This is a genomic window from Streptomyces stelliscabiei (assembly GCF_014873495.1).
Taxonomy (GTDB): Bacteria; Actinomycetota; Actinomycetes; order Streptomycetales; family Streptomycetaceae; genus Streptomyces; species Streptomyces bottropensis.
The window spans coordinates 6,440,395-6,466,482 of record NZ_JADBGF010000001.1; the positions used below are offsets into that span (position 1 = coordinate 6,440,395).

The window sequence follows — 26,088 nt, forward strand, 5'->3', positions numbered from 1 at the left end:
CCATAATCGTTCCTGTGATGCATCAGCAGAGGTCAGAGCCGCGCCTGTCACCGTCCGGTGACACAGAAGACATCGAGAGCATCGAGGACATCGTCCTGAGGCTCGCCCCCCGCCTCGCCCACTTCGCGGGAGTCGCCCGTATCGAGCACGTCACCCGGGCCGCGCGGGAGATGCGCGTGCCGCAGTCGACGCTGTCGCGTGCCATGGTCCGCCTCGAACAGGACCTCGGCGTGGACCTGTTCGCCCGTCGGGGGCGCACGGTCTCCCTCACCCACGCCGGGCGCACCTTCCACGCCTCCGTCGAGCGCGCCCTCGCCGAGATCGAGCGCGCCGCCGACGAGGTCCGCGCCGACGCCGACCCCTCCACCGGCAAGGTCGCCTTCGGCTTCCTGCACACCATGGGCGCCGAGACCGTCCCCGGCCTGCTGCAGGCCTTCCGTGCCGAGCACCCCCGGGTCCGCTTCAGCCTCGTCCAGAACTACGGCGAGGCCATGCTCGAACGCCTGCGCGCGGGTGAACTCGACCTGTGCCTCACGTCCCCCGTCCCGGACGCCCCCGACCTGGTGGCCCGCCGCCTCGACGAACAGAAGCTCCGCCTCGTCGTCCCGGCCGACCACCGTCTCGCCGCCCGCAAGCGTGTCCGCCTCTCCGAGGCCGCCGACGAAACCTTCGTCACCCTCGAACCCGGCTACGGCATGCGCCGCATCACCGACGACCTCTGCGAGGCGGCCGGCTTCACACCCCGTATCGCCTTCGAGGGAGAGGAGGCGGAGACCCTGCGGGGCCTGGTGGCGGCAGGCCTGGGCGTCGCCCTCCTGCCCCCTCCGGCCGTTCCCCGGCCGGGAGTCGTCGAGCTGACGGTCACCGCCCCCAGAGCGGCCCGCGAGATCGGCGTGGCCTGGCTCGACGGCCACCCCGACACACCCCCGGTGGCGGCCTTCAAGAAGTTCCTGCTGTCGAGAAGGGGCAACCTGCTGCCCAGCTGAGCCGCGGCAGCGTCAGGGGCGCGGGGAACCGCGCGACAGGCCCCCACCCACCCGCAGCCGCGCAAGCAGCCTCAACCGCCCCGCTGGGAGCGAGCCACCCCGAAGCCGGAGGCGAGCGGCATCCGCAACCCCAACGGCGGCGGCGCCGCCAGCGCGTCCTCCACCGGCCGCGCGAACGCCCTCCCGAACAGCACCCCCATCACGAAGTCCGAGGCCAGGGCGTGCACCTCGTCCCGGTACTGCGTCAACCCGTGCCGGTCCGCGTGCACCTCGAACCGGCAGATGTCGGGGTTCGTCTTCTTCGCCCGCGCCGCGAACCGGAACGACAGCTCGGGATCCACCCGTTCGTCGTTCGTGCCGTGCACGATCAGCACCCGCCGCCCCGACAACTGCTTCACCGGTTCGGGGGTCGCGGCCACATCCTCCTCGGGCAGCCAGGGAGCGATGGCCAGTACCGAGTTGACGGCCTCGTGCCCACCCGCGTGCAGCGCCGCCCGCGCGCCCATGTGGAGCCCGGCGAGACACACCGGCACGTCTCCGTACCGCCGCACCACCTCGTCCACGGCCCACTCGGCGTCCCGCGCGAGCCGCGCCTGCGAACCGTTCCACCCCCGGTAGCGGTAGTGCACGACATGGGTCGCGAGCCCCTCCGTACGGCCCGCGCGGGCGAGCCGGCGGCCGAGGGAGCGCACGGAGGCCGTGGCCCACATGGGGGAGGGTCTGCGGGTGGACGCCTCGTCACCGGCCGGAAGGAGGAGGACCACCCCGTTGACCGTGCTCGGCTCCGGGCCGATCGTCCGCCCAAGTCGGGGCGTACGGACCGGCATTGCTTGCTGCGCCATGACAGAACAGTGTCAGAAGAGACGGTGTACGCCACCCGTCCTGTGGGTCACCGTTGGATATCGACGGGATCATCCGACGGGCGCTCTACGCGCGTAGGAGGTATCGTACGAAAATGACGAACCAGATCGACCCGACCGGAAACACCCCGGATCCGGACCAGATCCGCCGGGCGCCCAAGGTTCTGCTGCACGACCACCTCGACGGCGGCCTGCGCCCCGGAACCATCGTCGAACTCGCCCGCGACAGCGGGTACACCCAGCTTCCGGAGACCGACCCCGACCGGCTCGGCGTCTGGTTCCGGGAGGCCGCCGACTCCGGCTCGCTGGAGCGGTATCTGGAGACCTTCTCCCACACCGTCGGCGTCATGCAGACCCGCGAAGCGCTCGTCCGGGTCGCCGCCGAGTGCGCCGAGGATCTCGCCGCCGACGGCGTCGTCTACGCCGAGGTCCGCTACGCCCCCGAACAGCACCTCGAAGGCGGACTCTCCCTCGAAGAGGTCGTCGAGGCCGTCAACGAGGGCTTCCGGGAAGGCGAGCGGCGGGCCAGGACCGACGGCCGGCGCATCCGGGTCGGCGCCCTGCTCACCGCCATGCGGCACGCGGCCCGCGCCCTGGAGATCGCCGAACTCGCCAACCGTTACCGCGACCTCGGTGTCGTCGGGTTCGACATCGCGGGCGCCGAGGCCGGCTACCCGCCCACCCGGCACCTCGACGCCTTCGAGTACCTCAAGCGCGAGAACAACCACTTCACGATCCACGCCGGTGAGGCCTTCGGGCTCCCCTCCATCTGGCAGGCGTTGCAGTGGTGCGGCGCCGACCGGCTCGGCCACGGCGTCCGCATCATCGACGACATCCAGGTCCACGAGGACGGCTCCGTGAAGCTCGGCCGCCTCGCCTCCTACGTCCGCGACAAGCGCATCCCGCTGGAGATGTGCCCCAGCTCCAACCTCCAGACCGGCGCCGCCCGTTCGTACGCCGAGCACCCCATCGGGCTGCTGCGGCGACTGCACTTCCGGGCCACCGTGAACACGGACAACCGGCTGATGTCGTACACGAGCATGAGCCGCGAATTCGAGCATCTTGTCGACGCCTTCGGTTACACGCTCGACGACATGCAGTGGTTCTCGGTCAATGCTATGAAGTCAGCATTCATTCCTTTCGATGAACGACTGGCCATGATCAATGACGTGATCAAGCCCGGATATGCCGAGTTGAAATCCGAATGGCTGTTCCGACAAACGGCCTCCACCAGCGGTTCTGTCGACGAATCGAGCTGAACGGCGACTTCGGGGGGTGGCCGCGTCCAGGGCGACGCGGCCGCTTTTCGATGTTTGCCTCCGGCGGGACTTTGGTGTTTACGTTTCGGCACCGCTCACCACCCGCCCCACGCATTCCAAGGACGCATTCAACATGAAGCAGTCTGCTGCCAAGACCCTCGGTGTCGCCGTCGTCGGTGCCGCCATCGCCGCTGCGGGCGCGGGCGCCGCGAACGCCGCCCCGAGCGTCCCCGAGGCCTCGCAGGCCCTCGGCACCGTCACCCAGGCGCTGCCCGTGGAGAACGTCACCAAGGCACTGCCGGCCGCCGGCGGTGCCCTGGCCCAGGGTCAGAGCGCGCTCGGCGCCGGCCTGGAGGCGGCCCAGCCCGCCGCCGCCAACGTCCTCGCCGAGGGCCCCACCGCCCCCGTCGCCGGGCTGCTCGGCGGCCTCCCCGTCGGTAAGGCCCTCCCCACCAAGGGGCTCGGCGTCAACGGCCTGCCCCTGGGTGGCGGCGCCTGAGCCGCACCACGCCCTCCGTGCGGGGCGCATCCCTGGAGGGTGCGCCCCGTCGGCGTGCGCGTCACCAGGCCGCGCGCGCCTTGCCCTCCGCGGGGAAGAGAATCCACAGGGCTATGTAGAGCAGGAACTGAGGGCCGGGAAGCAGGCACGACACCAGGAAGATCACGCGCATCGTGGTCGCGGAGGTGCCGAAGCGCCGTGCCAGCGCGGCGCACACTCCGCCGATCATCCGGCCTTCGGTGGGGCGGGCAAGGCGGCTCATGAGGGCTCCTTCGTCGGTGCAGGACACCGGCCCGCGGGGCCGGCGGTGGGGCGAGGCCTTCCTCGGCCATCGCTCTCTTTTCCACACCTTCGACGCTACGGTGACGAAGCGGACGAAGCGTCCCTCTACGGAGCCATCCCGACCCTGGGAATCGTCGGGGTCCGACCCTGAGGCACCTCTTCGGGGCGCGATCGCTCCGCCCGCACCCGGGTCTCCGCCCTGCGCCGCAACGCGGACCTGACCACCGGCACCACCGCGAGATGGGCGAGGCCGACGCCGAGCGAGTTCAGCAGGATCGAGTCGATGTCGACGACCTGCCCCGGCACCCCCGTCTGCAACAACTCGATGGCCAGCGACAACAGCGCCCCGGCCGCCACCGACCGGGCCAGCGACGCCAGCGGGGACCCGGCCAGCCTCCCGTGCGCCATCGGCAGCAGCACGCCCAGCGGAGCGAGCAGCGCCAGCCCCTCACCGATCCGGTGGGCCGCCTCCGGCCACCCCAGGGCCAGATCCGCTCTGATCCCCGCGAACGGCCGCAGATTCGCGGGACTCATCCAGGTGACGTCCAGCGGACGCAGCGTGATCCAGGCAACGACCGCGAGATGCACGGCGAGGAGAACACCCCCCGCCGCACGGACACGGATCCCGGCGCTACGGCCGTTCGTACCTTGAGGCTGCACGCCCCCCAAGACGCGGCCCCCGGCACGATCGGTTCCGCTGTCTTCACGCGGCTCGGTCGTCGCCGGGGCGCAGCAGTCCGTGTCGAGCCTTCGGCTCACTCAGCGGCCCTGTCGCGGTCGGCCGGGTGGTGAGCCCAGGGCGGCGGGCCGCCCGGCTCGGGAACCCCCGACCGCCCGGCTCAGGAACCCCCGACCTCCGTCGACGGCGGGTTGCCCGCCCCCGGGGTCGACTGGGTCTCCGAGGCGCACTCGTAGCGGCGCAGCGACTCGGCGCTCGTGCTGCCGAGGACCACCGAGCCGTTGTCGCCCGCGGCCGCGGAGTCGGCGAAGGTGCAGACGATCTGGGCGAGGGCGTATCTGGGGAGGGCGTCGGGGGCCGTGGACAGGCGCAGGGCGTCCTCGGGATCGCCGGGCGCGGGGCCCGTCACCGTGAGGCCGGGCGGGACGGCGGTGCCGTAGCCGGCCTCGTCCTCTATGCGGGTGGGGGCGGCGGCCAGGGCGTCCAGCAGACCCTGGGCGACGACGACGCGTCGTCGGGCCTCGTCGGTGCCCTCGGCGACCTCCACCGAGCGGTTGACCCGCACCAGCGCCCCGGAGCACAGGAGGAACACCTCGACCGGCATCCCGGAGGGCGTCGTGTGGGGCGTGATGTCCGTCATCGACAGCTCGCACGGCACCATCGAGGGCGCCGGGCCGAAGTCCGTCGGCACCTGCGTCGCCCGGATGCCGCAGCCGGCCAGCAGTCCGGCCAGCGCGCCGGTGGCGGCCAGGACCCGTACGCCGCGCGCACGTGGGCCCCGTACCCGTACGTCTGGCACTCGCACGCCCCGCGTTCCCCCGTCTTCCCGTCGCCGGGTGCCTCGTATCGTCACTGGTCGGCCCCCTCGGCGCCCTGCGGGCCGCCGTCGGCCTGCTCGCCGTCCCGCTCGTCCGCGATCAGCGAGGCCGCGTCGCGGGGCAGGCGGAGGGTGAAGACCGCACCGCCCTCGGGGGAGTTGGCGGCGGTGATGTCGCCGCCGTGGATGTGGGCGTTCTCCAGGGCGATGGACAGGCCGAGGCCGCTGCCCTCGGAGCGGGGGCGGGAGGCGCTCGCCTTGTAGAAACGGTCGAAGACGTGCGGGAGGACGTCCTCGGGGATGCCGGGGCCGTGGTCCCGTACCTCGATCAGCAGGTCCGCGTCGCTCTTGTCGCCCGCGCGCACCGAGACACGCACCGGCGAACCGCCGTGCTTGAGCGCGTTGCCGATCAGGTTCGCCAGGATCACGTCGAGGCGGCGCGGGTCGAGGTTGACGATGATGCCGCGCTCGGCGTCCAGGTCCACCGCGTCCAGCCAGGCGCGGGCGTCGATGCAGGCGGTGATCTGGTCGGCGATGTCCACGTCGTCGAGGACGAGACGGGCCGTGCCCGCGTCGAAGCGGGTGACCTCCATCAGGTTCTCGACCAGGTCGTTCAGGCGCCGGGTCTCGCTGACGACGAGCCGGACCGCCGGTTCGATCATGGGGTCGAGGCTGCCGGTGTCGGCGTCCAGCTCCTCCTCCAGCACCTCCGTGACGGCGGTGATCGCCGTCAGCGGTGTCCGGAGTTCGTGCGACATGTCGGCGACGAAGCGTCTGGACGCCTCCTCGCGGGCGCTCATGTCGTCGACCTTCTTCTCCAGCGACTCCGCCGCGAGGTTGAACGTCCGGGAGAGGTCGGCCAGTTCGTCCGTGCCCGAGACACGCAGCCGGGTGTCGAGCTTGCCCTCGCCGAGCCGCCGGGCGGCGACACCGAGGCGCTGCACAGGCTTCAGCACGGTCGTCGCGGCGGCCTGCGCGAGCAGCGCCGAGCCGATCAGCGACAGGCCGGTGGCGATCCCGAGCGACCAGGCCAGCGAGTTGAGGTCCTTCGCCTCCTCCGCGAGCGACTTGCGCATGTACCCGGTCGGCCCGCCGCCGATCATCTTCGCGCCGCCCACCAGATAGGGGGTGTCGCCGTCGATGACCCGCTGCCAATACACGTGGTACGCGTGCTTGTTGCCCGACGTGAGCTTCTGCCGCTTGTCGACGGCCTTCTGCAGGGACGCCGGCACGTCGTCCAGTGAGAACCCGTCGAGCGCGTTGTCGGTCGAGGACCCCGAGACCGTCCGGCCGTCGGCGCCCTCGGCGACCAGCAGCACGCTGGAACGCTCGCCGCCGTCCGCCATCTTCCGTGCCGCGAGGCGCAGTTGGTCCTGTGTGGGGTTCGGGCGCAGCGTGCTCACATGGCTCTGCATCTCGCGCTCGAAGTCGTTGAGCGCCGCGTCCTGCGCGCGGGTCTGCACGGCCTCGCGGTTGAGCCAGTACGCGATCCCGGACGCCGACACGGCGGCCGTGAGCGCCACCAGACCGAAGACGACCACCAGCCGCAGCCGCAGGCTGGTGAAACGGATCCGGGACTGCACTTTCCTGCGAGCCGCGGCCCAGCCGCGGATCCCCCTGAAGCCTTCGTCACTGAGGCGTGTCCAACCGGTAGCCCACGCCGCGCACGGTACGGATCAGGGTCGGCGACGACGGCACGTCCTCGACCTTGGCGCGCAGCCGCTGCACACACGCGTCCACCAGACGGGAGTCGCCCAGGTAGTCGTGCTCCCACACCAGACGCAGCAACTGCTGCCGCGACAGCGCCTGTCCGGGGCGGCGGCTCAGCTCCAGCAGCAGCCGCAGCTCGGTGGGCGTCAGCTGGAGGTCCTCGCCGTTCTTCGTCACGGTCATCGCCGCGCGGTCGATCACGAGGGAGCCGAAGGTCGCCGCGTCGTTGGCCTCGCGCTCACCGCGCCGCAGCACCGCGCGGATGCGGGCGTCCAGCACCCGCCCCTGCACGGGCTTGACCACGTAGTCGTCCGCGCCCGACTCCAGGCCCACCACGACGTCGATGTCGTCGCTGCGCGCCGTCAGCAGGATGATCGGCAGCTGGTCGGTGCGCCGGATCCGCCGGCACACCTCGAAGCCGTCGATTCCAGGCAGCATCACGTCCAAAACGATCAGATCAGGCCGCTGTTCGCGCAGCAGCTTGAGGCCATCCTCGCCGGTGGCGGCGGTGGCGACACGGTGCCCCTGGCGCGTCAGTGAGAGCTCCAGGGCCGTGCGGATGGCGTCGTCGTCCTCGATCAGCAACAGGGAAGGCACGGGCTCATTCTGGCCCATGGCATGGCGCCGAATCGACCGTTGGAGCGCTCCCACCCCACACCCGCACACGATCGTGCCGTTCGCGTAGCCGTACGACTCTTCTCTGTGATCAACCTGTGCCCCGGCTGGGCCCGACCCCTGTGACAGCTCTGTGACAGTCGGCGGACACGGCCATGAAGGTGAACCGGCAATCTTCTCGGCACAGGCAAGGAAACGCCGCCCGACAGCACCAAGGGGCGGAGCCGGGGAGTACGAAGAACCACAGCACAGCACCACAAACCGGAACTCCACGACGGGGGGCGCGAGATGAACACGCTGCACGGCAACAGCACTGGCGCAGTTGTCACGCGTCTCCACGACGTCGTCCGGAACACGGAGAAGTCCGGTGCCGTGAGCGGGCGGGGGTGCGCTCGCGGCACCGGGCGTCAGCACACCACGTACATGTCGGTGGTTGACGCGCATGTGGGGGGAAGCACCACGGGGGTCGCCCACGGGGGAACGGGGGCGGCGGGGACCGCGTACGGGGAGGACACGGGGGAGCGCCGGTCTGTGTCGGAGGCGGAGTTCACCGCCTACGTCCAGGAGCGTCGTGCCTCCCTGTACGCGACCGCCTACCACCTGACCGGTGACCGCTTCGAGGCCGAGGACCTGCTGCAGAGCGCGCTGTTCTCGACCTACCGGGCCTGGGACCGGATCAGTGACAAGGCCGCGGTCGGGGGCTACCTCCGCCGCACCATGACCAATCTGCACATCAGCGCGTGGCGTCGCCGCAAGCTGAACGAGTACCCGACCGAGGAGCTGCCGGAGACGGCCGGCGACACGGACGCGATGCGCGGCACCGAACTGCGCGCCGTCCTGTGGCAGGCGCTCGCCCGGCTCCCCGAACTCCAGCGGACGATGCTGGTCCTTCGTTACTACGAGGGCCGCACCGACCCGGAGATCGCGGAGATCCTCGACATCAGTGTCGGCACGGTGAAGTCGAGCATCTGGCGGTCGCTCCGCCGGCTGCGCGAGGACGAGGTCCTCAGCTTCGGCCGTGACGAGGAGGAGTCCTTCGGGGAGCTTGTCGCCTGAAGGTCTGCGGGGGGAACGGGGGACGGGGGAAAAGCGGGGGGACACGGGGGAGGCGAGGGACGTCACGGTGGCGCGGGGGAGCGCCGGCGTGACGGCCGGGGGTGACCGGCGGGGTCCGGGGGGACCGCGACGGTGCAACGGGGGAACACGGGGGAAGCGGGACTGGAGGGCCGGGGGGTCCGTCCAGTCCCGTTTTCATGTCCGCCTCGGGTCCGCCCTCAGGCCGTCGCCCTCGCGTCGTGGCCCGCGGTGGCCGCCGCCAGACGCCCCAGCGCCTCGTCCCTGTCGCACGGGTGGGCGCCCAACTCCGTCTGGCGGGTCACGATCGTGCGCTCCAGCCGCATCAGCCGCCAGCCGCGCCGCAGCAGGAACGGCACCGACTTGCGGCCCTCGCGCAGATCGCGCAGGAAGCGGCGGCGGAACGTCGTCACCGCACCACGGGTCAGGCACAGCGCGTCCGCCAGCAGGCCCAGTTCGCGGCAGCGCCCGACGATCTCGGCGGCGAAGATGCCCTCGGCGATGAACACCGGCGTCCGCCCGATGTCCAGGGCCTCCGCGCCGGTCCGCGCGCTGAGCGAGATGTCGTAGGCGGGGACGGTCGTACGGCTCGTGCGGCACAGCTCCTCGATCGCCGCGACGGCGGTGTCCGCGTCCCACGACAGCGGGTGGTCCCAGTCGATGTCCGTGCTGCCCGCGACCTGCGGCAGCGTCGGGTCGTCACCCTCCTTGTAGAAGTCGTCCAGCCGCAGCACGGGCAGGCCGGAGCGGGCGGCGAGGAGGGACTTGCCTGAGCCGGACGGACCGGACAGCAGGACGACCCGGGTCGGTATCGGAGGATGCGCACTCACGAGAGTCCAGTGTGAGGCATCACGCGGCTCCCGCCGAGTCGGCGGGTCGCCCTTGGAGCGCACATCACACCTCAACTACCGTATGTGTCTCTATGATTACTTTCCGCAGGGACAAAACGGCACAGGAGAAGGTGGCACCACCGATGGCTCGACTCTCACACCCGGCTTCCCAGAACCCCTCCGCGCGGCGCGCGTTGCTGGCCGTCACCACCGCGGGGCTCGCCCTCGGCGCGGGCGCCGGTACGGCCGCCGCGGCGGACGGCGCCGCCCCGGTCGTCGACGTGCTGCGCACCCGGCCCACCTCGCTCGGCCAGGTCGACCCGCAGGCGGGTCTGCAGGCCCTGACCGGCACGCTCGGGTACGTCACCGGGCCGGTCGCGGGACTCAAGCCCAACCCGCTGGCGGGCACCGGGGTCGACCCGCTCGACAACGGGGTGGGCACGCAGCTGGCCGACTTTCAGCCGCTGACGTCGACGGCCCTGACCGGGCCGGTGGCGCAGGCGCCGTCGATCGGGAGCATTCCGGTGCTGGGGCAGGTGGTGGGCGGGTTGCGCTGAGCCGCCCGTGAGGAGCGCGGGCAGCCGCGCGGCCGGCCCCGGGCGGTCGACGCCGTCCCGAGGGCCCCGCGGCTGCCCGCGCTCCGGGTCAGTACGCCGAACCCGAGGCGCCCAGCGACCCCGTGGGGTGCCAGACCGTCTTGGTCTCCAGGAACGCGGTCATGCGGTCGAGGCCGGGCGTGGCCGACCAGTCGTCCACAGGCTGTGGACGCAGGACGCGCTTGAGGTTGTCGGCCGCGGCGATCTCCAGCTCCTTCGCCAGGACGTCGTCCGCGCCCGCCAGGTCGATCGCGTTGACGTCCTGGTGGGCGGCGAGGGGCGCCGCGATCTCCGCCGTACGGCCGGAGAGGACGTTGACGACACCGCCGGGGACGTCGGAGGTGGCCAGCACCTCGCCGAGCGACAGCGCCGGGAGGGGGGACCTCTCGCTCGCGATCACGACCGCCGTGTTGCCGGTCGCGATCACCGGGGCCAGTACCGAGACCAGGCCCAGGAAGCTCGACTCCTGCGGGGCCAGGACCGTCACCACGCCCGTCGGTTCCGGGGAGGAGAGGTTGAAGTACGGGCCGGCCACCGGGTTTCCGCCGCCGACCACCTGGGCGATCTTGTCGGTCCAGCCCGCGTACCAGACCCAGCGGTCGATGGTCGCCTCCACCAGGGCGGCGGCCCTCGACTTCGACAGGCCCTCGGCGTCGCCGACCTCGTGCACGAACTGACCCTTGCGGCCCTCCAGCATCTCGGCGACGCGGTAGAGGACCTGGCCCCGGTTGTACGCCGTCGCGCCGGACCAGCCGCCGAACGCCTTGCGGGCGGCGACGACCGCGTCACGGGCGTCCTTGCGGGAGGAGAGCGGCGCGTTCGCCAGCCACTTGCCCTTTGCGTCGGTCACCTCGTACACCCGGCCGCTCTCGGAACGCGGGAACTTCCCGCCGACGTACAGCTTGTAGGTCTTGAAAACAGACAGGCGGTCAGACATCGAGGTACGCCTCCAGGCCGTGGCGGCCGCCCTCGCGGCCGAAGCCCGACTCCTTGTAGCCGCCGAACGGCGACGTCGGGTCGAACTTGTTGAACGTGTTGGACCAGACGACGCCCGCGCGGAGCTTGTTCGCGACGGCCAGGATCCGGGAGCCCTTCTCGGTCCAGATGCCCGCCGAGAGGCCGTACTGGGTGTTGTTGGCCTTGGCGACGGCCTCGTCCGGGGTGCGGAAGGTGAGGACGGAGAGGACCGGGCCGAAGATCTCGTCCCGCGCGATGGTGTGCGCCTGGCTGACGTTGGTGAACAGCGTCGGGGCGAACCAGTAGCCCGCGGAGGGGAGTTCGCAGGCGGGGGACCAGCGCTCGGCGCCCTCGGCCTCGCCGCGCTCGACGAGCGAGGTGATCCGGGTGAGCTGCTCCTCGGAGTTGATCGCCCCGATGTCGGTGTTCTTGTCGAGGGGGTCGCCGAGGCGGAGCGTCGACAGACGGCGCTTCAGGGAGTCGAGCAGTTCGTCCTGGATCGACTCCTGGACCAGGAGGCGGCTGCCCGCGCAGCAGACCTGGCCCTGATTGAAGAAGATGCCGGTCACGATGCCCTCGACGGCCTGGTCGATGGGGGCGTCGTCGAAGACGATGTTCGCGCCCTTGCCGCCCAGTTCGAGCGTCAGCTTCTTGCGGGTGCCCGCGACCGTCCGCGCGATCTGCTTGCCGACCGCCGTGGAGCCCGTGAAGGCGACCTTGTTGACGTCCGGGTGCGCGACCAGGGCCGCGCCCGTGTCGCCGTAGCCGGGGAGGATGTTGACGACACCCTTCGGCAGGCCCGCCTGGCGGCAGACGTCCGCGAAGAACAGCGCCGACAGGGGAGTGGTCTCGGCCGGCTTCAGCACGACCGTGTTGCCCGTCGCGAGCGCGGGGGCGATCTTCCACGCCAGCATCAGGAGGGGGAAGTTCCAGGGGATGACCTGGCCCGCCACGCCGAGGGGGCGCGGGTCGGCGCCGAAGCCCGCGTGGTCGAGCTTGTCGGCCCAGCCGGCGTAGTAGAAGAAGTGCGCGGCGACCAGGGGGAGGTCCGCGTCCCGCGTCTCCTTGATGGGCTTGCCGTTGTCCAGGGTCTCCAGGACGGCCAGCTCGCGGCTGCGTTCCTGGATGATGCGGGCGATGCGGAAGAGGTACTTCGCACGCTCCGCGCCCGGCAGCGCGGACCACTTCTCGAAGGCCTTGCGGGCCGCCGCCACCGCGCGGTCCACGTCCGCCTCGCCCGCGCGGGCGATCTCGGAGAGGACCTCCTCGGAGGAGGGGCTGACCGTCTTGAAGACCTTGCCGTCGGCGGCCTCGGTGAACTCGCCGTCGATGAACAGGCCGTAGGAGGGGGCGATGTCCACGACCGCCCGGGACTCGGGGGCCGGTGCGTAGTCGAATGCGGAAGCCATGGGGATCAGTCCACCGTCACGTAGTCGGGGCCGGAGTAGCGGCCGGTGGCCAGCTTCTGGCGCTGCATCAGCAGGTCGTTGAGGAGCGAGGACGCGCCGAAGCGGAACCAGTGGTTGTCCAGCCAGTCCTCGCCCGCGGTCTCGTTGACCAGGACGAGGAACTTGATCGCGTCCTTGGTGGTGCGGATGCCGCCGGCGGGCTTCACGCCGACCTGGACGCCGGTCTGGGCGCGGAAGTCGCGGACGGCCTCCAGCATCAGGAGGGTGTTGGCGGGGGTGGCGTTCACCGCGACCTTGCCGGTCGAGGTCTTGATGAAGTCCGCGCCCGCGAGCATGCCGAGCCAGCTGGCGCGGCGGATGTTGTCGTAGGTCGAGAGCTCGCCGGTCTCGAAGATGACCTTGAGCCGGGCGGAGGAGCCGCAGGCCTCCTTCACGGCGGTGATCTCGTCGTGGACCTTGAGGTAGTTGCCCGCGAGGAACGCGCCGCGGTCGATGACCATGTCGATCTCGTCGGCCCCGGCGGCGACGGCGTCGTTGACGTCGGCCAGTTTCACGGCGAGGGCGGCGCGCCCGGCCGGGAAGGCCGTGGCGACGGAGGCGACCTTGACGGTGGAGCCGGCGACGGCCGCCTTGGCGGTGGGGACCATGTCCGGATAGACACAGACCGCGGCCGTGGCGGGGGCCGTGCGGTCACCCGGGTCGGGGAGGACGGCCTTGGCGCCGAGGGACCGGACCTTGCCCGGGGTGTCCGCGCCTTCCAGGGTCGTCAGATCGACCATGGAGATGGCCAGGTCGATGGCGTACGCCTTGGCGGTCGTCTTGATGGAACGGGTGCCGAGGGAGGCGGCACGCGCCTCCAGGCCGACCGGGTCGACGCCGGGCAGCCCGTGAAGGAAGCGGCGCAGCGTGCTGTCGGACGCGGTGACGTCGGCGAGAGCGTGGGGTGCAGCTGTGGACATGGTCACCAGACGAGCATATCTACGCGCGTAGCAGGTGTACAGCCCCCGGATTGTTTGCGGGTGCCCGAGGTCGGTCGCGCGGGCCGTTGGGGGTGGGTGGTCGCGCGGGCGGTGGGGTGCGGGCCTCGCGGGCCGTGGGCGGGTGGTCGTACGAACCGTGGGCGGGTGTTCGTGCGGCCGTCGGGTGGGCGGCCGGGGCGGCGGGGCGCGGTGCGGGCGGCGGGCGGCCGGTGGCGTGGTTCGTCGCTTCCGCGCGCGGGCGGCGGGCCGCTCCAGCGCGCGCGGGGGCGGGCCGGGTGGGCTGCGAACGGTTCCTCCGGGGCGTCGGGCAGAATCGGACGTATGAGCACCTCGGATCAATCGTCGCCCGAGCCGGAGCACACCTCGGCGGCTCGCAGGCGCGCGGAGGCCGGCACGGCTTCGGAGACCCCGAAGGCCGAGCAGGCTCCGGCGCCGGCGGCGGCCCCCGCGTCGAAGCCCGCCAAGCCCGCGTACAAGGACCGGGTCTACCGGTCGCCCGCCGGGCTGATGGGCGGAGCGCTGCTGCTCGGGCTGTTCGCGTGGCTCGGCGGGGACGCGGTGGTGTCGGGAGAGGGGCGTACGCCCTGGCTGGCACTCGCCTCCATGCTGGTGGCCGTCCCCCTGGTGGTCGCCTTCTCGGTGCGCCCGGCCGTGTTCGCCAACGACGACCGGCTGCGGGTGCGCAATCCGTTCCGGGTGATCGAGCTGCCGTGGGCGAGCGTCGTGTCGCTGCGCTCCGGTTACACCAACGAGGTGATCGACCAGGGCGGGGCCAAGTACCAGCTCTGGGCGATCCCCGTCTCGTTGCGCGGCCGGAAGAAGGCCGCCCGGCATCAGGCCCGGGAGGAGCACCGGGCGGCCAAGGGCGGGAGCGCGGGACCGGCCGCCCCGGCCGGACGGCCCGTCCGGGCGGAGACCGACCAGGTCATGGCCGATCTGCGGGAGCTGTGCGAGGCACGGGCGAAGGCGCTCGGGTCGCAGGGCGAGCCGAGCGTGCGGTGGGCCTGGGAGGTCATGGCGCCCGCGGTGGCGGGAGCCGTACTGCTGCTGGTGCTGATCGCGATCGGGTGACCGTCCGGCGGGCCGGACTTCCGCCCGGGGCCGGACTTCCGGCGGCCGGTGGGGGGCGGCGGCCGGTGGCGCTGCGGCCGATTCCACCCGCTGGTTTCGGGTCGGGACGGGCTTGTGCCGGGAGGTGTCCGCGGGGCGTGCGGGCGCCCGGGGTCGGAGGCTTCCCGGATCGGCTTCAGGCAACTGTTCTATGGTGGCTGGAAACGCGCCGGACGCGACGTCCGGGAAGCGCGCGACGGTCCAACACCCGGCCAATCCGGGTGGGTTGGTCCGGAACGTGCCCGTGCGTCCCGCCTTCACAGCTTGGTCCCACCCGGATCGCGTCGGATCGCGCGCGACGAACGGCGTAACCACGACGGCGGCCGGAGTGTCCACGAACCGATGACCACGAACCTTGAGCCCCGCCCGCAGGCCGGGCCCGCCGTGCCGCGCCCGCTGCCCCCGACCGCCGTGCCCGAGGGCTGCGTCGCCTGGAGCGGGGACAAGCTGGAGGCATGGGCCCGGACCCGGCCGCCCGTGTGGGTGCCGGCCCGGACCCGCCCCCTGCACCTGCTCGCCGTGGTCCCGGGCGGCCTCGTCATCGGCTTCTGGCTGGCGAACTTCGCGGAGATCCCCGCCGCCCTCGCCGTGCTGGTCCCCCTGCAACTGGTGTGGACCCTGGTCAGGCCCGAGGTCGTACGGTTCTCGGCGCCCCTGCTCATGCTCCTGCTGGCCTGGCGCGGGGGATCGCACGACGTGCCGACCCTGCTGGGCCTCACCGCCCTGACCTTCACCTGGGCCGCCGCCGAGATCCGGCTGAGCAAGCGCGGGCTGCAGCGGCAGTGGGCCGTGGCGGCCGCCGAGGGTGCGACCGCCACCGTGCCGGACGAGGCGGGGCCGGTGCGACGCGGCCGGTTCCTCATGGGGGCCGGGCTTCTTCTGGCCCTGCTCGGCGCGGCACTGCTCACCCTCGCCTCCGGCCGGGACGGCGCCACCGACCGGGACGGGGTCACGCTCGTCGGCTGGTTCGTCGTCGGCTGGGGGCTCACCGCGCTGCTCTCCGGCTGGCTGGGACGCCGCCGGGCGGCCGCGCTGCGAGGTGCTCCCGTGCCGGTGCTGCGGGTGCTCGTGCGCGACGGCGCCGACGGGGACGCCGAGGTCTTCGCCGCCGACGACGTGGAGGCACGGCGACCGCTGTTCACCGTCGCGGCCGAGGAGTGGTACGACGACGGCGAGGAGGAGTCCGAGGAGGACGGCGCGCCCGAGGGAGCCGCGGAGCGGGACGAGCGGGACGAACTCCTCGACGCGATCGAGTTCGCCGACGATGACGACGAGCAGCCCGGCCCCCTGCGCGAGGCCGTGCTGTACGGGCCGCCCCACGAGGGCGCCGAGATCGTGATCGTCAGCGCGGCGGAGAGGCCGGACGCGCCCGAGGAGCCGGACGCGCCCGAGGGGCCGCCGGACCTGCGGAAGCCGGCGGAGCGGGACGGCACGGACACGGCCGGGAGCGGTACGCCGACGGAACTGGTCGTCGAGTCGTCCAGCGGCCCGGTGCGCCCCCTGTCCGCCCGCGCCGTGCGGCGCCGGGGCGCCGCGCAGCGGGCCAGGGCCAGGCGGAGCACGGTCCACGAGGAGCTGCGGGCCACCGCCGCCGCCCGGAGCAGGCAGCGGCTGGGCGACGAGCCGGTGCCCGTACGGCGCTGGCGGGCGGGGTGGGCCGACTGGACCGCCGCCCTCCTCACGGTCGTCGTGGTCGTGGCCGTCGGGCTGTACCCGGAGGGGTTGCCGCGGTACGTCGTCGGCGCTCTGGTCGGCCTCGTCGGCGTCCTGACGCTGCCCCGACTGCTGGCCTGGCGCATCACGGCCGACCGCACCGGCCTGTGGCTGAGCGACTGGCGCCGGACCCGGCACATCGAGTGGGACGACCTCACGACGGTCCGGTGCGCCGGTCCCGTACTGACCGTGGACAGCCGCCAGGAGTCGTTCACGCCCTGGTCCGTCCGGTCGGAACGCTGGCGCTGGCTGGAGCGGAGGCTGCGCCTGGTCCACCCCTACGAGAGGACCGCGGCCGAGATCACCGCCATGTGGCGGGAGCCCGCGCTGCGGCCCGCGGGGGAGTACCCGGGCCGGGGGATGCCGTTGTGGCCGCTGGGCGTGGTGCTGGCCGTGGCCTGGGCGGCGGTGCTGGTGCTGGCGCCGTAGGGCGGTGGCGCGGCCGGATCGCCGGTGCGAACGGCGCGGGGCCCCGGCTGGTGATCCAGCCGGGGCCCCGTCACACGCCGGCGGTCAGATGCCCGCCGCCGCCGACAGGTCCCGCTTGATGCCGGCCAGCAGGTCGGTCGCCTTCGCGCGGGCCGCCGGGAGACCGGCGTGGTCGGCCACCGGCACCACGACCTCCAGGTAGCACTTCAGCTTGGGCTCGGTGCCGCTCGGGCGGACGATCACACGGGCGCCGTCGAGGGTGTACCGCAGGCCGTCCGTGGGCGGGAGGCTGTCGGTGCCGCGGGTGAGGTCCTCGGCCGTGGTGACGGCGAGGCCCGCGAGGGCGGTCGGGGGCCGCTCACGGAGCCGCTCCATGGCGCGGGCGATGACCGACAGATCCTCGACGCGGACCGAGAGCTGGTCGGTGGCGTGCAGGCCGTGCTCGACGGCGAGGTCGTCCAGCAGGTCGAGGAGGGTGCGGCCCTCCTCCTTCAGCCGCGAGGCGAGTTCCGTGATGAGGAGGGCCGCCGTGATGCCGTCCTTGTCCCGGACGCCCTCGGGGTCGACGCAGTAGCCGAGGGCCTCCTCGTAGCCGTAGCGCAGGCCCTCGACGCGGGCGATCCACTTGAAGCCGGTGAGGGTCTCCTCGAAGGGCAGGCCCGCCTTCTCGGCGATACGGCCGAGGAGCGAGGAGGAGACGATCGACTCGGCGAAGGTGCCCTGGACGCCGCGCGCGACCAGGTGGGCGGCGAGGAGCGCGCCCACCTCGTCGCCCCGCAGCATCCGCCAGTCGGCGCCGTCCCGGACCGCAGCGGCGCAGCGGTCGGCGTCCGGGTCGTTCGCGACGATCAGGTCGGGGTCCGTCTCGCGGGCCTTCGCGAAGGCGAGGTCCATCGCCCCGGGCTCCTCCGGGTTGGGGAAGGCGACCGTCGGGAACTCCGGGTCCGGATCCGCCTGCTCGGCGACCAGGACGGGTTCCGGGAAGCCCGCGCGGGCGAACGCGGCCAGCAGGGTGTCCTTTCCGACACCGTGCATGGCCGTGTAGACCGTGCGGGCGGTGCGGGGGGAACCGGGCGAGAGGACCGCGTCCGTACGGGCCAGATACGCGTCCAGGACGCTGTCGTCGAGGGTCTCCCAGCCGGCGTCGGGGCGAGGGACGTCGTCCAGGGACCGTACGGCGTCGATCTCGGCCGCGATCCCGGCGTCGGCCGGGGGCACGATCTGGGAGCCGTCGCCCAGGTAGACCTTGTAGCCGTTGTCGCGGGGCGGGTTGTGGCTGGCCGTGACCTCCACGCCGGCGACCGCGCCCAGGTGCCTTATGGCGAAGGCCAGGACGGGCGTGGGCAGCGGGCGGGGGAGGACGGCCGCGCGCAGGCCCGCGCCGGTCATCACGGCGGCCGTGTCGCGGGCGAAGTCGGCGGACTTGTGCCGGGCGTCGTAGCCGATGACGACGAGGCCGCCGCCCGCGCCCTGCTTGTTCAGGTACGCGGCGAGGCCCGCGGCGGCGCGGATGACGACCGAGCGGTTCATGCGCATGGGGCCGGCGCCGAGTTCGCCGCGCAGGCCCGCGGTGCCGAACTGGAGGGTGCCGGAGAAACGGGCGGTCAGCTCCGCCGTGTCCGCCGCGTCGATCAGCCCGCCGAGTTCGTCCCGGGTGTCCGGGTCGGGGTCCTCGGCCAGCCACGCCTTGGCGCGGGCGATCAGGTCGTCGTGCACGGGGGTCAACCTCTCGTCTCGTTCTTTGTCCGTGGGTGCGTTCGATTGTCCCGAGGAGGGGGTGCGCTGTCGGGTGCGGGTGGGTGGGGCCTGGCCGCACAGTTCCCCGCGCCCCTGAGAAGCAGGGGCTGCGCCCCTGGCTTTTCGGCCCGAAAGGGCCATGGGCCCTCAAGGGGCGCGAGGAACTGCGAGAGAAGCCCCCACCCACCCGCACCCGCCGATGAAACCCGCGGCCCCGAGCCGTGTCGCGCTACAGCCGCCCGAGTACCCGCGTCAGCAGCTCACCCATCTGCGTCGCCGAGTCGCGGCCCGCCTGGAGGACCTCTTCGTGGTTCAGGGGCTCGCCCGTCATGCCGGCCGCCAGGTTGGTCACCAGCGAGATGCCCAGGATCTCGGCACCGGCCTCGCGCGCGGCGATGGCCTCCAGGACCGTGGACATGCCGACCAGGTCCGCGCCGATCACACGGGCCATCCGGATCTCCGCCGGGGTCTCGTAGTGGGGGCCCGTGAACTGCGCGTAGACGCCCTCCTCCAGCGAGGGGTCGATCTCCTTGCACAGGGCGCGCAGGCGCGGGGAGTACAGGTCCGTGAGGTCGACGAAGTTCGCGCCGACGATCGGCGACGTCGCCGTCAGGTTGAGGTGGTCGCTGATCAGGACCGGCTGGCCGGGACGCATGCCCTCGCGGAGACCGCCGCAGCCGTTGGTGAGGACGATCGTCTTCACCCCGGCGGCGACGGCGGTACGGACGCCGTGCGCCACCGCGGCGACACCGCGGCCCTCGTAGTAGTGGGTGCGGCCCAGGAAGACGAGCGCCCGCTTGCCGCCGATCCGGTACGAGCGGACCTTGCCGCCGTGGCCCTCGACCGCCGGCGGCGGGAAGCCGGGCAGCTCGGTGACCTGGAACTCGGCCTCGGGGGCGCCGAGCGCGTCCACGGCCGGGGCCCAGCCGGAGCCCATCACAAGCGCGACGTCGTGGGTCTCGGCGCCCGTCAGCTCGCGCAGGCGCGCGGCGGCGGCGTCGGCGGCGGCGTACGGGTCGCCCTGGATGTCGTCCGGAAGAAGAGATGCGTTCACGCGACGAGGGTATCCGGTTTGGGCCTACGCGCGTAGATGACGAGGCGCTCCGGATCGGGATCGTTGCCTTGTCGTTTCCAACGCCGAGACCGGGCGCGGGACCGGGCGCGGGAGGGCGCGCGGGAGGGGCTCCGCGCCGCTCTGCCACTCGCTCAGCAGGGGCGTTTGCGCAGTTCCATCACGTAGTCGTGGGGTGCGCCCGCCGACTCCGCCGCGTCCGCCACCTCGCCCAGGTAGCGGGCCGAGGGAAGCCCGCCCTCGTAGCCGTTGAGGACGTAGACCCAGGCCGGCTCCTCGCCGTCCAGGGTGTGGACGCGGACCCGCATCCGGCGGTATATGTCCAGGCCGACGCCGACCCAGCGGTCCATCGCGTCCTCGTCCATGGGGGCGATGTCGTACAGCGCCACGAAGACCTGGGAGCGCGGTGCCTCCACGACCGTGGCCAGCGCGCCCTCCCAGCCCATGTGCTCGCCGCCGAAGGTCAGCCGCCAGTCGTTCAGCCAGCCGGTTGCGCGCAGCGGGGAGTGGGGGGCGCGGCGGGACATCAGACGCGAGTCCAGGTTGCCGGCGTAGGCGGCGTAGAGCGACATGGGGAGAGGGTACGGGAGGGCTCCGCTCGGGGGGCCGGGCACCTGATGGGGTGGGGGGTGCCCGTGGTTCGGCGGGTGCGGGTCGGTTGTGGCTGGTCGCACAGTTCCCCGGGCCCCTCGCGGGGCGCCCCGCACCCCGGGGGCGTGCCACCCGCGCTCGTACGGGACAATGGGGTACGTGACTCGGATCGTGATCATCGGTGGCGGACCCGGCGGCTATGAGGCGGCGCTGGTGGCCGCGCAGCTCGGCGCGGAGGTGACCGTCGTGGACTGCGACGGTCTGGGCGGGGCGTCGGTGCTGACCGACTGCGTGCCGTCGAAGACCCTCATCGCGACGGCCGAGGTGATGACCACCTTCGACTCCTCCTACGAGGAGCTGGGGATCATCGTCGCCGACGACACTCCGTACATCGACACGCCCGCGCGTGTCGTCGGGGTCGACCTCGGCAAGGTCAACCGGCGTGTGAAGCGGCTCGCGCTGGCGCAGTCGCACGACATCACGGCGTCCGTGACGCGCGCCGGCGCGCGGGTGATGCGCGGGCGCGGCCGGCTGCAGGGGCAGCAGGATCTCGACGGGTCGCGCAAGGTCGTGGTGCGCGCCGCCGACGGGTCCGAGGAGACGCTCACCGCCGACGCCGTGCTCATCGCCACCGGCGCCCATCCGCGCGAGGTGCCCGACGCGCAGCCCGACGGCGAGCGCATCCTCAACTGGACGCAGGTCTACGACCTCGACGAACTTCCCGAGGAACTGATCGTCGTCGGGTCCGGTGTCACCGGTGCCGAGTTCGCCGGCGCGTACCAGGCGCTGGGGTCCCGCGTCACGCTCGTCTCCAGCCGCGACCGCGTCCTGCCGGGCGAGGACCCGGACGCCGCCGCCGTCCTGGAGGACGTGTTCCGGCGGCGCGGGATGAACGTCATGGCGCGCTCCCGGGCCCAGTCCGCCAAACGGGTGGGCGACCGGGTCGAGGTGACGCTCGCGGACGGGCGGGTCATCAGCGGCTCGCACTGCCTGATGGCCGTCGGCGCCATCCCCAACAGCGCGGGCATGGGCCTGGAGGGGGCCGGGGTCAAGGTCAAGGACTCCGGGCACATCTGGACCGACAAGGTCTCCCGGACGAGTGCGCCCGGCGTGTACGCCGCCGGTGACGTGACCGGTGTCTTCGCGCTCGCCTCCGTGGCCGCCATGCAGGGCCGTATCGCCATGTACCACTTCCTCGGCGACGCGGTGGCCCCGCTGAACCTGAAGACCGTCTCGTCCAACGTCTTCACCGACCCCGAGATCGCCACCGTCGGCTACACCCAGGCCGACCTGGACACCGGGGTCATCGAGGCCGTCGGGGTGAAGCTGCCGCTGCTGCGCAACCCGCGCGCCAAGATGCAGGGCATCCGGGACGGTTTCGTCAAGATCTTCTGCCGCCCGGGCACCGGCATCGTCGTGGGCGGTGTCGTGGTCGCCCCGCGTGCCTCGGAGCTGATCCACCCCATCTCGATCGCGGTCGACAACAACCTGACCGTCGAACAGATCGCGAACGCCTTCACGGTGTACCCGTCCCTGTCGGGTTCGATCGCCGAGGTGGCACGCCAGCTCCACACGCGCAAGGCCGGCGGCGTCTGACAGGTCGTCCGGCAGTCGTCGGACAGGTCGCCGGAGCGGCCTGTCCGGCACATTCCGTCCCGGATGGCCCCTATATCACTCCTCGCCCCACCCTGCGAACAACTTCTGCTATTCGGCGCAAACTGCTGAAAGCAGATGGTCGTTGGCGTTACTGTCAGTTTCGTGTTCGCTGCAGAACGTCGTCAATTGATCCTCGAAATGGTGCGGGCCAATGGAGCCGTGTCGCTCCGTGAGCTCGCCCGCGTCGTCCAGACCTCCGAAGTGACCGTACGGCGGGACGTGCGCGCTCTGGAGGCAGAAGGACTCCTCGACCGCCGGCACGGCGGTGCGGTATTGCCGGGCGGGTTCACGCGGGAGTCCGGCTTTCCGCAGAAGTCTCATCTCGCGACCGCCGAGAAGACGGCCATCGCCGACCTCGCCGCGAGCTTCGTCGAAGAAGGCGAGGCCATCGTGGTCGGGGCGGGGACCACCACGCAGGAGCTGGCACGCCGGCTCGCGCGGGTCCCCGGGCTGACCGTCGTCACCAACTCCCTGTTGGTGGCCCAGGCGCTGGCCCATGCCAACCGTGTGGAGGTCGTGATGACCGGCGGCACCCTGCGCGGTTCCAACTACGCCCTGGTCGGCTCCGGCGCCGAGCAGTCCCTCCAGGGGCTGCGCGTGTCCAAGGCCTTCCTCTCCGGGAGTGGACTGACCGCAGAGCGCGGCCTGTCCACGTCCAACATGCTGTCGGCCTCGGTCGACCGCGCGCTGGTCCAGGCCGCCGCCGAGGTCGTCGTCCTCGCCGATCACACCAAGCTCGGCACCGACACGATGTTCCAGACGGTGCCGACCGATGTGGTCACCCGGCTGGTCACCGACGACCCGCCCGGCCACGACGACCGCGCGGTCACCGAGCTGCAGGCCCTGGCCGATCAGGGTGTGCAGATCTCCGTGGCCGGAGCGGCGGGCGGCGGTGCCGGCGGCGACCCCGTCCCGGCGCGCCCCTCGCGCCGGGACGTGCCCCTTCCGGGTCCTCGGCGCAACCAGGTCCACGGCACCGCGCCGCAGTTGCGCACCGCCACGGTCCTGGGGGACCAGCCGCCGGTCGGTGAACGGGAGCGGGAGAGGGCGGCCCGGGTCGCGGACCTGCGGCGCCGGTAGGGCCTGCCCTACGCGCGCTGCCGTCGCACCGCGTGTAGGTCGTGCCTGCCGTACGCGCGCTTGGCACCGCGTGTTCGTCGGAGGCGGGTCCCGCCTGCCTCCGGGTGATGCCGCACGTCGTCCGGCGGGTCTCTCGAACGGTCCGGTGGCGGCGCCCCGGCGCGCCGCTCTCCCCGCGCCGCTTCGGCGCCGGGCGGTGGGTCGGTAGGGGCCGTACGACCGTCAGGGTTTCAGGCCGCGCAGGGTCAGCGTCAGCAGGCGGTCGGCCAGGTCCGGGTCGTCCGGGGTCTCCTCGGCCGCCAGCGCGATCGCGTGGGTGAGCTGGAGCAGGTCACCGATCGACACGTCCTCGCGCACCGTGTGGGCCCGTTGCGCCCGCCGGAGCAGGGCGGTGCCCGCCTCCCGGATGGGGGCGCAGCACCGGGCCAGGTCCGAGGTGTTCTCGTCCGCGGCGCGGGAGTCCGCGTACGAGACCGTCATCAGGGCCTGGGCCAGACCTCGGTATTCGCCCGCATGGGTGATGATGTCGCGCAGCCAGGAGACGAGTGCGGTGCAGGGCCGGGCCGCGTCGAGTTGCTCGCCCGCCCGGGCCAGCAGGTCGCCGACGGCCTCCTCGAAGACCGCGCCGAGGAGGGCCTGGCGGTTGGGGAAGTGGCGGTACAGGGTGCCGATGCCCACGTCCGCGCGGCGGGCGATGTCCTCCAGCGAGGCGGACGTCCCGTGGGCCGCGAAGGCGAGACGGGCCTCCGCGAGCAGCCGGTCGCGGTTGCGGCGGGCGTCGGCCCGCATCGGGCGGGCCCCTGCGGGGGTTTCCGCCGAAGCCTGGGCCGGGGTCGGGCTCACGGTGGTTCCACCTGCTCTCTGCGCTGGGGGATGTTCAGCCCAAGAGCTCGGGTGAGCGCGGGAGTTGCGCGGGTGCCGGTCCCTGCGGGGCTGGTCGCGCGGTTCCCCGCGCCCCTCTGAGGGGCGCGGGGACACGGCTGCTCGCGTGGCGCCGGATCAGTCCTTGATCTCGCAGATGGCGGCACCGGAGGTGATGGAGGCGCCGACCTCCGCGGAGAGGCCCTTGACGGTGCCGGAGCGGTGGGCGTTGAGAGGCTGTTCCATCTTCATGGCCTCCAGGACGACGATCAGGTCGCCTTCCTTGACCTCCTGGCCCTCCTCGACGGCGACCTTGACGATGGTGCCCTGCATCGGGGAGGCGAGGGTGTCGCCGGAGGCTGCCGGGCCGGACTTCTTCGCCGCGCGGCGCTTGGGCTTGGCACCGGCCGCCAGACCGGTGCGGGCCAGGGTCATGCCCAGGGCGGCCGGGAGGGAGACCTCCAGGCGCTTGCCGCCGACCTCGACGACGATCGTCTCGCGGTCGGTCTCGTCCTCGGCCTCGGTGTCGGCCGGGGCCGCGAAGGGCTTGATGTCGTTGACGAACTCGGTCTCGATCCAGCGCGTGTGGACCGTGAACGGGTCCGTGGAGCCGGTCAGCTCGGGACCGAACGCCGGGTCCCTGACCACCGCGCGATGGAAGGGGATCGCGGTGGCCATGCCCTCGACGGTGAACTCGTCCAGGGCGCGGGCGGCGCGCTGCAGGGCCTGCTGACGGGTGGCGCCGGTGACGATCAGCTTGGCCAGCAGGGAGTCCCAGGCCGGGCCGATCACGCTGCCGGACTCCACGCCCGCGTCCAGGCGGACGCCGGGGCCGGTGGGCGCGGTGAAGGTGGTGACGGTGCCGGGGGCGGGCAGGAAGCCCCGGCCCGGGTCCTCGCCGTTGATGCGGAACTCGAAGGAGTGGCCGCGCAGCGGCGGGTCGTCGTAGCCGAGGGCCTCGCCGTCGGCGATGCGGAACATCTCGCGGACCAGGTCGATACCGGTGACCTCCTCGGTGACCGGGTGCTCGACCTGCAGACGGGTGTTGACCTCCAGGAAGGAGATCGTGCCGTCCAGGCCCACCAGGAACTCCACCGTGCCGGCGCCGACGTAGCCGGCCTCCTTGAGGATCGCCTTCGACGCCGCGTACAGCTGCTCGTTCTGCGCCTCGGACAGGAAGGGGGCCGGGGCCTCCTCGACGAGCTTCTGGTGGCGGCGCTGCAGCGAGCAGTCACGGGTGGAGACCACGACCACGTTGCCGTGGGAGTCGGCCAGGCACTGCGTCTCCACGTGGCGGGGCTTGTCGAGGTAGCGCTCCACGAAGCACTCGCCCCGCCCGAACGCGGCCACGGCCTCGCGGACGGCGGAGTCGTACAGCTCCGGGACCTCCTCCAGGGTGCGGGCGACCTTCAGGCCACGCCCGCCGCCACCGAAGGCCGCCTTGATCGCGATCGGCAGACCGTGCTCCCGGGCGAACGCCACGACCTCCTCGGCCCCCGAGACCGGATCGGGCGTGCCCGCGACCAGCGGCGCACCGGCGCGCTGGGCGATGTGCCGGGCCGCCACCTTGTCACCCAGGTCGCGGATCGCCTGCGGGGGCGGACCGATCCAGATCAGGCCCGCGTCCAGGACCGCCTGGGCGAACTCCGCGTTCTCCGAGAGGAAGCCGTAGCCGGGGTGGACCGCGTCGGCTTCGGCGTCCTTCGCCGCCTGGAGGACCTTGCCCATGTCCAGGTAGCTGGTCGCCGGAGTGTCACCGCCCAGGGCGAACGCCTCGTCCGCGGCCCGCACATGCAGCGCGTCCCGGTCCGGATCGGCGTACACGGCCACGCTCGCGATCCCGGCGTCCCGGCACGCCCGGGCGACGCGGACAGCGATTTCGCCTCGGTTGGCGATCAACACCTTGCGCACGATGGCTCCCTCTCCTTGAAACAAGCCGAGTTTAGGGACTGCCGACACGGCGTTTCGACCCGTCCACAATGGTGAGCTTGCCCACACGGAGCGTGAAACGAGGCTCACTCAACCTGCGAAATCCCTTGTCGCACAGCATTGCGCAGGTCTCCATGCGGAAACCCTAGCCCTCTGATGTGGTCAAGGTCTCTGTGCGGCCGCGCTGCGGCCGGTTGGGTTTCTTTGTGGAGTCCCTACTAATGGCCCAACGATTCTTTGCTCTCGTGAGAACCCTTGTCCCGGGGTTTACCCGTTAGTAGCGTTCGCGATGTCTCGAACGCCTGCCTGGGGTGACGACATGAGTCCGCGAGGCGCTGAGAGCAGCAGGACGAGAGT

At 72.3% G+C, this 26,088-nt stretch carries 24 protein-coding genes; 9 read left to right on the plus strand and 15 right to left on the minus strand.

Annotated elements, in window-relative coordinates:
- Positions 1–17 precede the first annotated feature (17 nt).
- Entirely contained in the window at positions 18–986 is a 969-nt protein-coding gene (locus H4687_RS28555) for a LysR family transcriptional regulator (protein ID WP_046918350.1), read from the plus strand.
- A 71-nt stretch (positions 987–1,057) separates the two neighbouring features.
- Here the strand turns inward: H4687_RS28555 and H4687_RS28560 are convergent, their stop codons facing one another.
- Positions 1,058–1,828 (minus strand): dienelactone hydrolase, encoded by a 771-nt coding sequence (locus tag H4687_RS28560; protein WP_046918351.1) that lies wholly within the window; start codon positions 1,826–1,828, stop codon positions 1,058–1,060.
- Between the two features lie 113 nt (positions 1,829–1,941).
- On the opposite strand from H4687_RS28560, the gene H4687_RS28565 reads away from it, so the two are divergent.
- Positions 1,942–3,105, plus strand: a complete 1,164-nt coding sequence (locus H4687_RS28565; protein ID WP_046918352.1) for an adenosine deaminase — start codon at positions 1,942–1,944, stop codon at positions 3,103–3,105.
- 133 nt (positions 3,106–3,238) lie between these two features.
- Entirely contained in the window at positions 3,239–3,604 is a 366-nt protein-coding gene (locus H4687_RS28570; RefSeq protein WP_046918353.1) for a hypothetical protein, read from the plus strand.
- 61 nt (positions 3,605–3,665) lie between these two features.
- Here the strand turns inward: H4687_RS28570 and H4687_RS28575 are convergent, their stop codons facing one another.
- From H4687_RS28575 to afsQ1, 5 genes are all read right to left on the minus strand, one after another.
- Entirely contained in the window at positions 3,666–3,866 is a 201-nt protein-coding gene (locus H4687_RS28575; RefSeq protein WP_045562882.1) for a PspC domain-containing protein, read from the minus strand.
- A gap of 125 nt (positions 3,867–3,991) precedes the next feature.
- Complete coding sequence (locus H4687_RS28580; RefSeq protein ID WP_046918354.1) at positions 3,992–4,474, minus strand: VanZ family protein; 483 nt, start codon at positions 4,472–4,474, stop codon at positions 3,992–3,994.
- Between the two features lie 251 nt (positions 4,475–4,725).
- Positions 4,726–5,370 (minus strand): hypothetical protein, encoded by a 645-nt coding sequence (locus H4687_RS28585; RefSeq protein WP_373560624.1) that lies wholly within the window; start codon positions 5,368–5,370, stop codon positions 4,726–4,728.
- Between the two features lie 44 nt (positions 5,371–5,414).
- On the minus strand, positions 5,415–6,965 hold the full coding sequence (locus H4687_RS28590; protein WP_046918356.1) for an ATP-binding protein: 1,551 nt from the start codon (positions 6,963–6,965) through the stop codon (positions 5,415–5,417).
- A 46-nt stretch (positions 6,966–7,011) separates the two neighbouring features.
- The gene (gene afsQ1 / locus H4687_RS28595) at positions 7,012–7,689 is read right to left on the minus strand and encodes a two-component system response regulator AfsQ1 (protein WP_013001223.1); all 678 of its coding nucleotides are present in this window, start codon (positions 7,687–7,689) and stop codon (positions 7,012–7,014) included.
- A gap of 306 nt (positions 7,690–7,995) precedes the next feature.
- Between afsQ1 and H4687_RS28600 the strand changes: the two genes are divergently transcribed.
- A complete protein-coding gene (locus H4687_RS28600; RefSeq protein WP_046918357.1) occupies positions 7,996–8,763 on the plus strand; it encodes a SigE family RNA polymerase sigma factor in 768 nt (255 codons plus the stop codon).
- A gap of 218 nt (positions 8,764–8,981) precedes the next feature.
- On the opposite strand, the gene H4687_RS28605 is transcribed toward H4687_RS28600, so the two are convergent.
- Entirely contained in the window at positions 8,982–9,611 is a 630-nt protein-coding gene (locus tag H4687_RS28605) for a uridine kinase family protein (RefSeq protein ID WP_046918460.1), read from the minus strand.
- 143 nt (positions 9,612–9,754) lie between these two features.
- Between H4687_RS28605 and H4687_RS28610 the strand changes: the two genes are divergently transcribed.
- Positions 9,755–10,168, plus strand: a complete 414-nt coding sequence (locus H4687_RS28610) for a hypothetical protein (RefSeq protein WP_046918461.1) — start codon at positions 9,755–9,757, stop codon at positions 10,166–10,168.
- 88 nt (positions 10,169–10,256) lie between these two features.
- On the opposite strand, the gene H4687_RS28615 is transcribed toward H4687_RS28610, so the two are convergent.
- Genes H4687_RS28615 through deoC form a run of 3 tightly spaced genes read right to left on the minus strand, consistent with a single transcriptional unit; the run spans position 10,257 to position 13,532 of the window.
- The gene (locus tag H4687_RS28615) at positions 10,257–11,144 is read right to left on the minus strand and encodes an aldehyde dehydrogenase family protein (protein WP_046918462.1); all 888 of its coding nucleotides are present in this window, start codon (positions 11,142–11,144) and stop codon (positions 10,257–10,259) included.
- The gene (locus H4687_RS28620) at positions 11,137–12,573 is read right to left on the minus strand and encodes an aldehyde dehydrogenase family protein (RefSeq protein WP_046918463.1); all 1,437 of its coding nucleotides are present in this window, start codon (positions 12,571–12,573) and stop codon (positions 11,137–11,139) included. Before H4687_RS28620 ends, H4687_RS28615 begins: the two co-directional genes overlap by 8 nt.
- 5 nt (positions 12,574–12,578) lie before the next feature.
- Complete coding sequence (deoC, locus tag H4687_RS28625) at positions 12,579–13,532, minus strand: deoxyribose-phosphate aldolase (protein ID WP_097249464.1); 954 nt, start codon at positions 13,530–13,532, stop codon at positions 12,579–12,581.
- A 342-nt stretch (positions 13,533–13,874) separates the two neighbouring features.
- Here deoC and H4687_RS28630 point away from each other — a divergent pair, with 342 nt between their 5' ends.
- Together H4687_RS28630 and H4687_RS28635 are read left to right on the plus strand one after the other, a co-directional pair.
- Entirely contained in the window at positions 13,875–14,624 is a 750-nt protein-coding gene (locus H4687_RS28630; RefSeq protein ID WP_373560623.1) for a PH domain-containing protein, read from the plus strand.
- A 381-nt stretch (positions 14,625–15,005) separates the two neighbouring features.
- A complete protein-coding gene (locus tag H4687_RS28635; RefSeq protein ID WP_046918488.1) occupies positions 15,006–16,805 on the plus strand; it encodes a hypothetical protein in 1,800 nt (599 codons plus the stop codon).
- A gap of 84 nt (positions 16,806–16,889) precedes the next feature.
- Here H4687_RS28635 and H4687_RS28640 read toward each other — a convergent pair whose 3' ends face one another.
- The 3 genes from H4687_RS28640 to H4687_RS28650 form a co-directional block, all read right to left on the minus strand.
- On the minus strand, positions 16,890–18,521 hold the full coding sequence (locus H4687_RS28640; RefSeq protein ID WP_046918489.1) for a phospho-sugar mutase: 1,632 nt from the start codon (positions 18,519–18,521) through the stop codon (positions 16,890–16,892).
- 250 nt (positions 18,522–18,771) lie between these two features.
- A complete protein-coding gene (locus H4687_RS28645) occupies positions 18,772–19,596 on the minus strand; it encodes a purine-nucleoside phosphorylase (protein WP_046920128.1) in 825 nt (274 codons plus the stop codon).
- 152 nt (positions 19,597–19,748) lie between these two features.
- Positions 19,749–20,186, minus strand: coding sequence for a gamma-glutamylcyclotransferase (locus H4687_RS28650; RefSeq protein ID WP_045562870.1), 438 nt, complete (start codon positions 20,184–20,186; stop codon positions 19,749–19,751).
- Positions 20,187–20,355: 169 nt separating this feature from the next.
- Here H4687_RS28650 and H4687_RS28655 point away from each other — a divergent pair, with 169 nt between their 5' ends.
- Positions 20,356–21,801: an NAD(P)H-quinone dehydrogenase gene (locus H4687_RS28655; RefSeq protein ID WP_050399485.1), complete on the plus strand. Its 1,446-nt coding sequence runs from the start codon at positions 20,356–20,358 to the stop codon at positions 21,799–21,801.
- A 135-nt stretch (positions 21,802–21,936) separates the two neighbouring features.
- A complete protein-coding gene (locus H4687_RS28660; RefSeq protein ID WP_005480912.1) occupies positions 21,937–22,941 on the plus strand; it encodes a DeoR/GlpR family DNA-binding transcription regulator in 1,005 nt (334 codons plus the stop codon).
- Positions 22,942–23,163: 222 nt separating this feature from the next.
- Here the strand turns inward: H4687_RS28660 and H4687_RS28665 are convergent, their stop codons facing one another.
- Positions 23,164–23,730, minus strand: a complete 567-nt coding sequence (locus H4687_RS28665) for a TetR/AcrR family transcriptional regulator (RefSeq protein ID WP_046918855.1) — start codon at positions 23,728–23,730, stop codon at positions 23,164–23,166.
- Positions 23,731–23,940: 210 nt separating this feature from the next.
- On the minus strand, positions 23,941–25,713 hold the full coding sequence (locus H4687_RS28670) for an acetyl/propionyl/methylcrotonyl-CoA carboxylase subunit alpha (protein WP_046918854.1): 1,773 nt from the start codon (positions 25,711–25,713) through the stop codon (positions 23,941–23,943).
- Between the last annotated feature and the right edge of the window lie 375 nt (positions 25,714–26,088).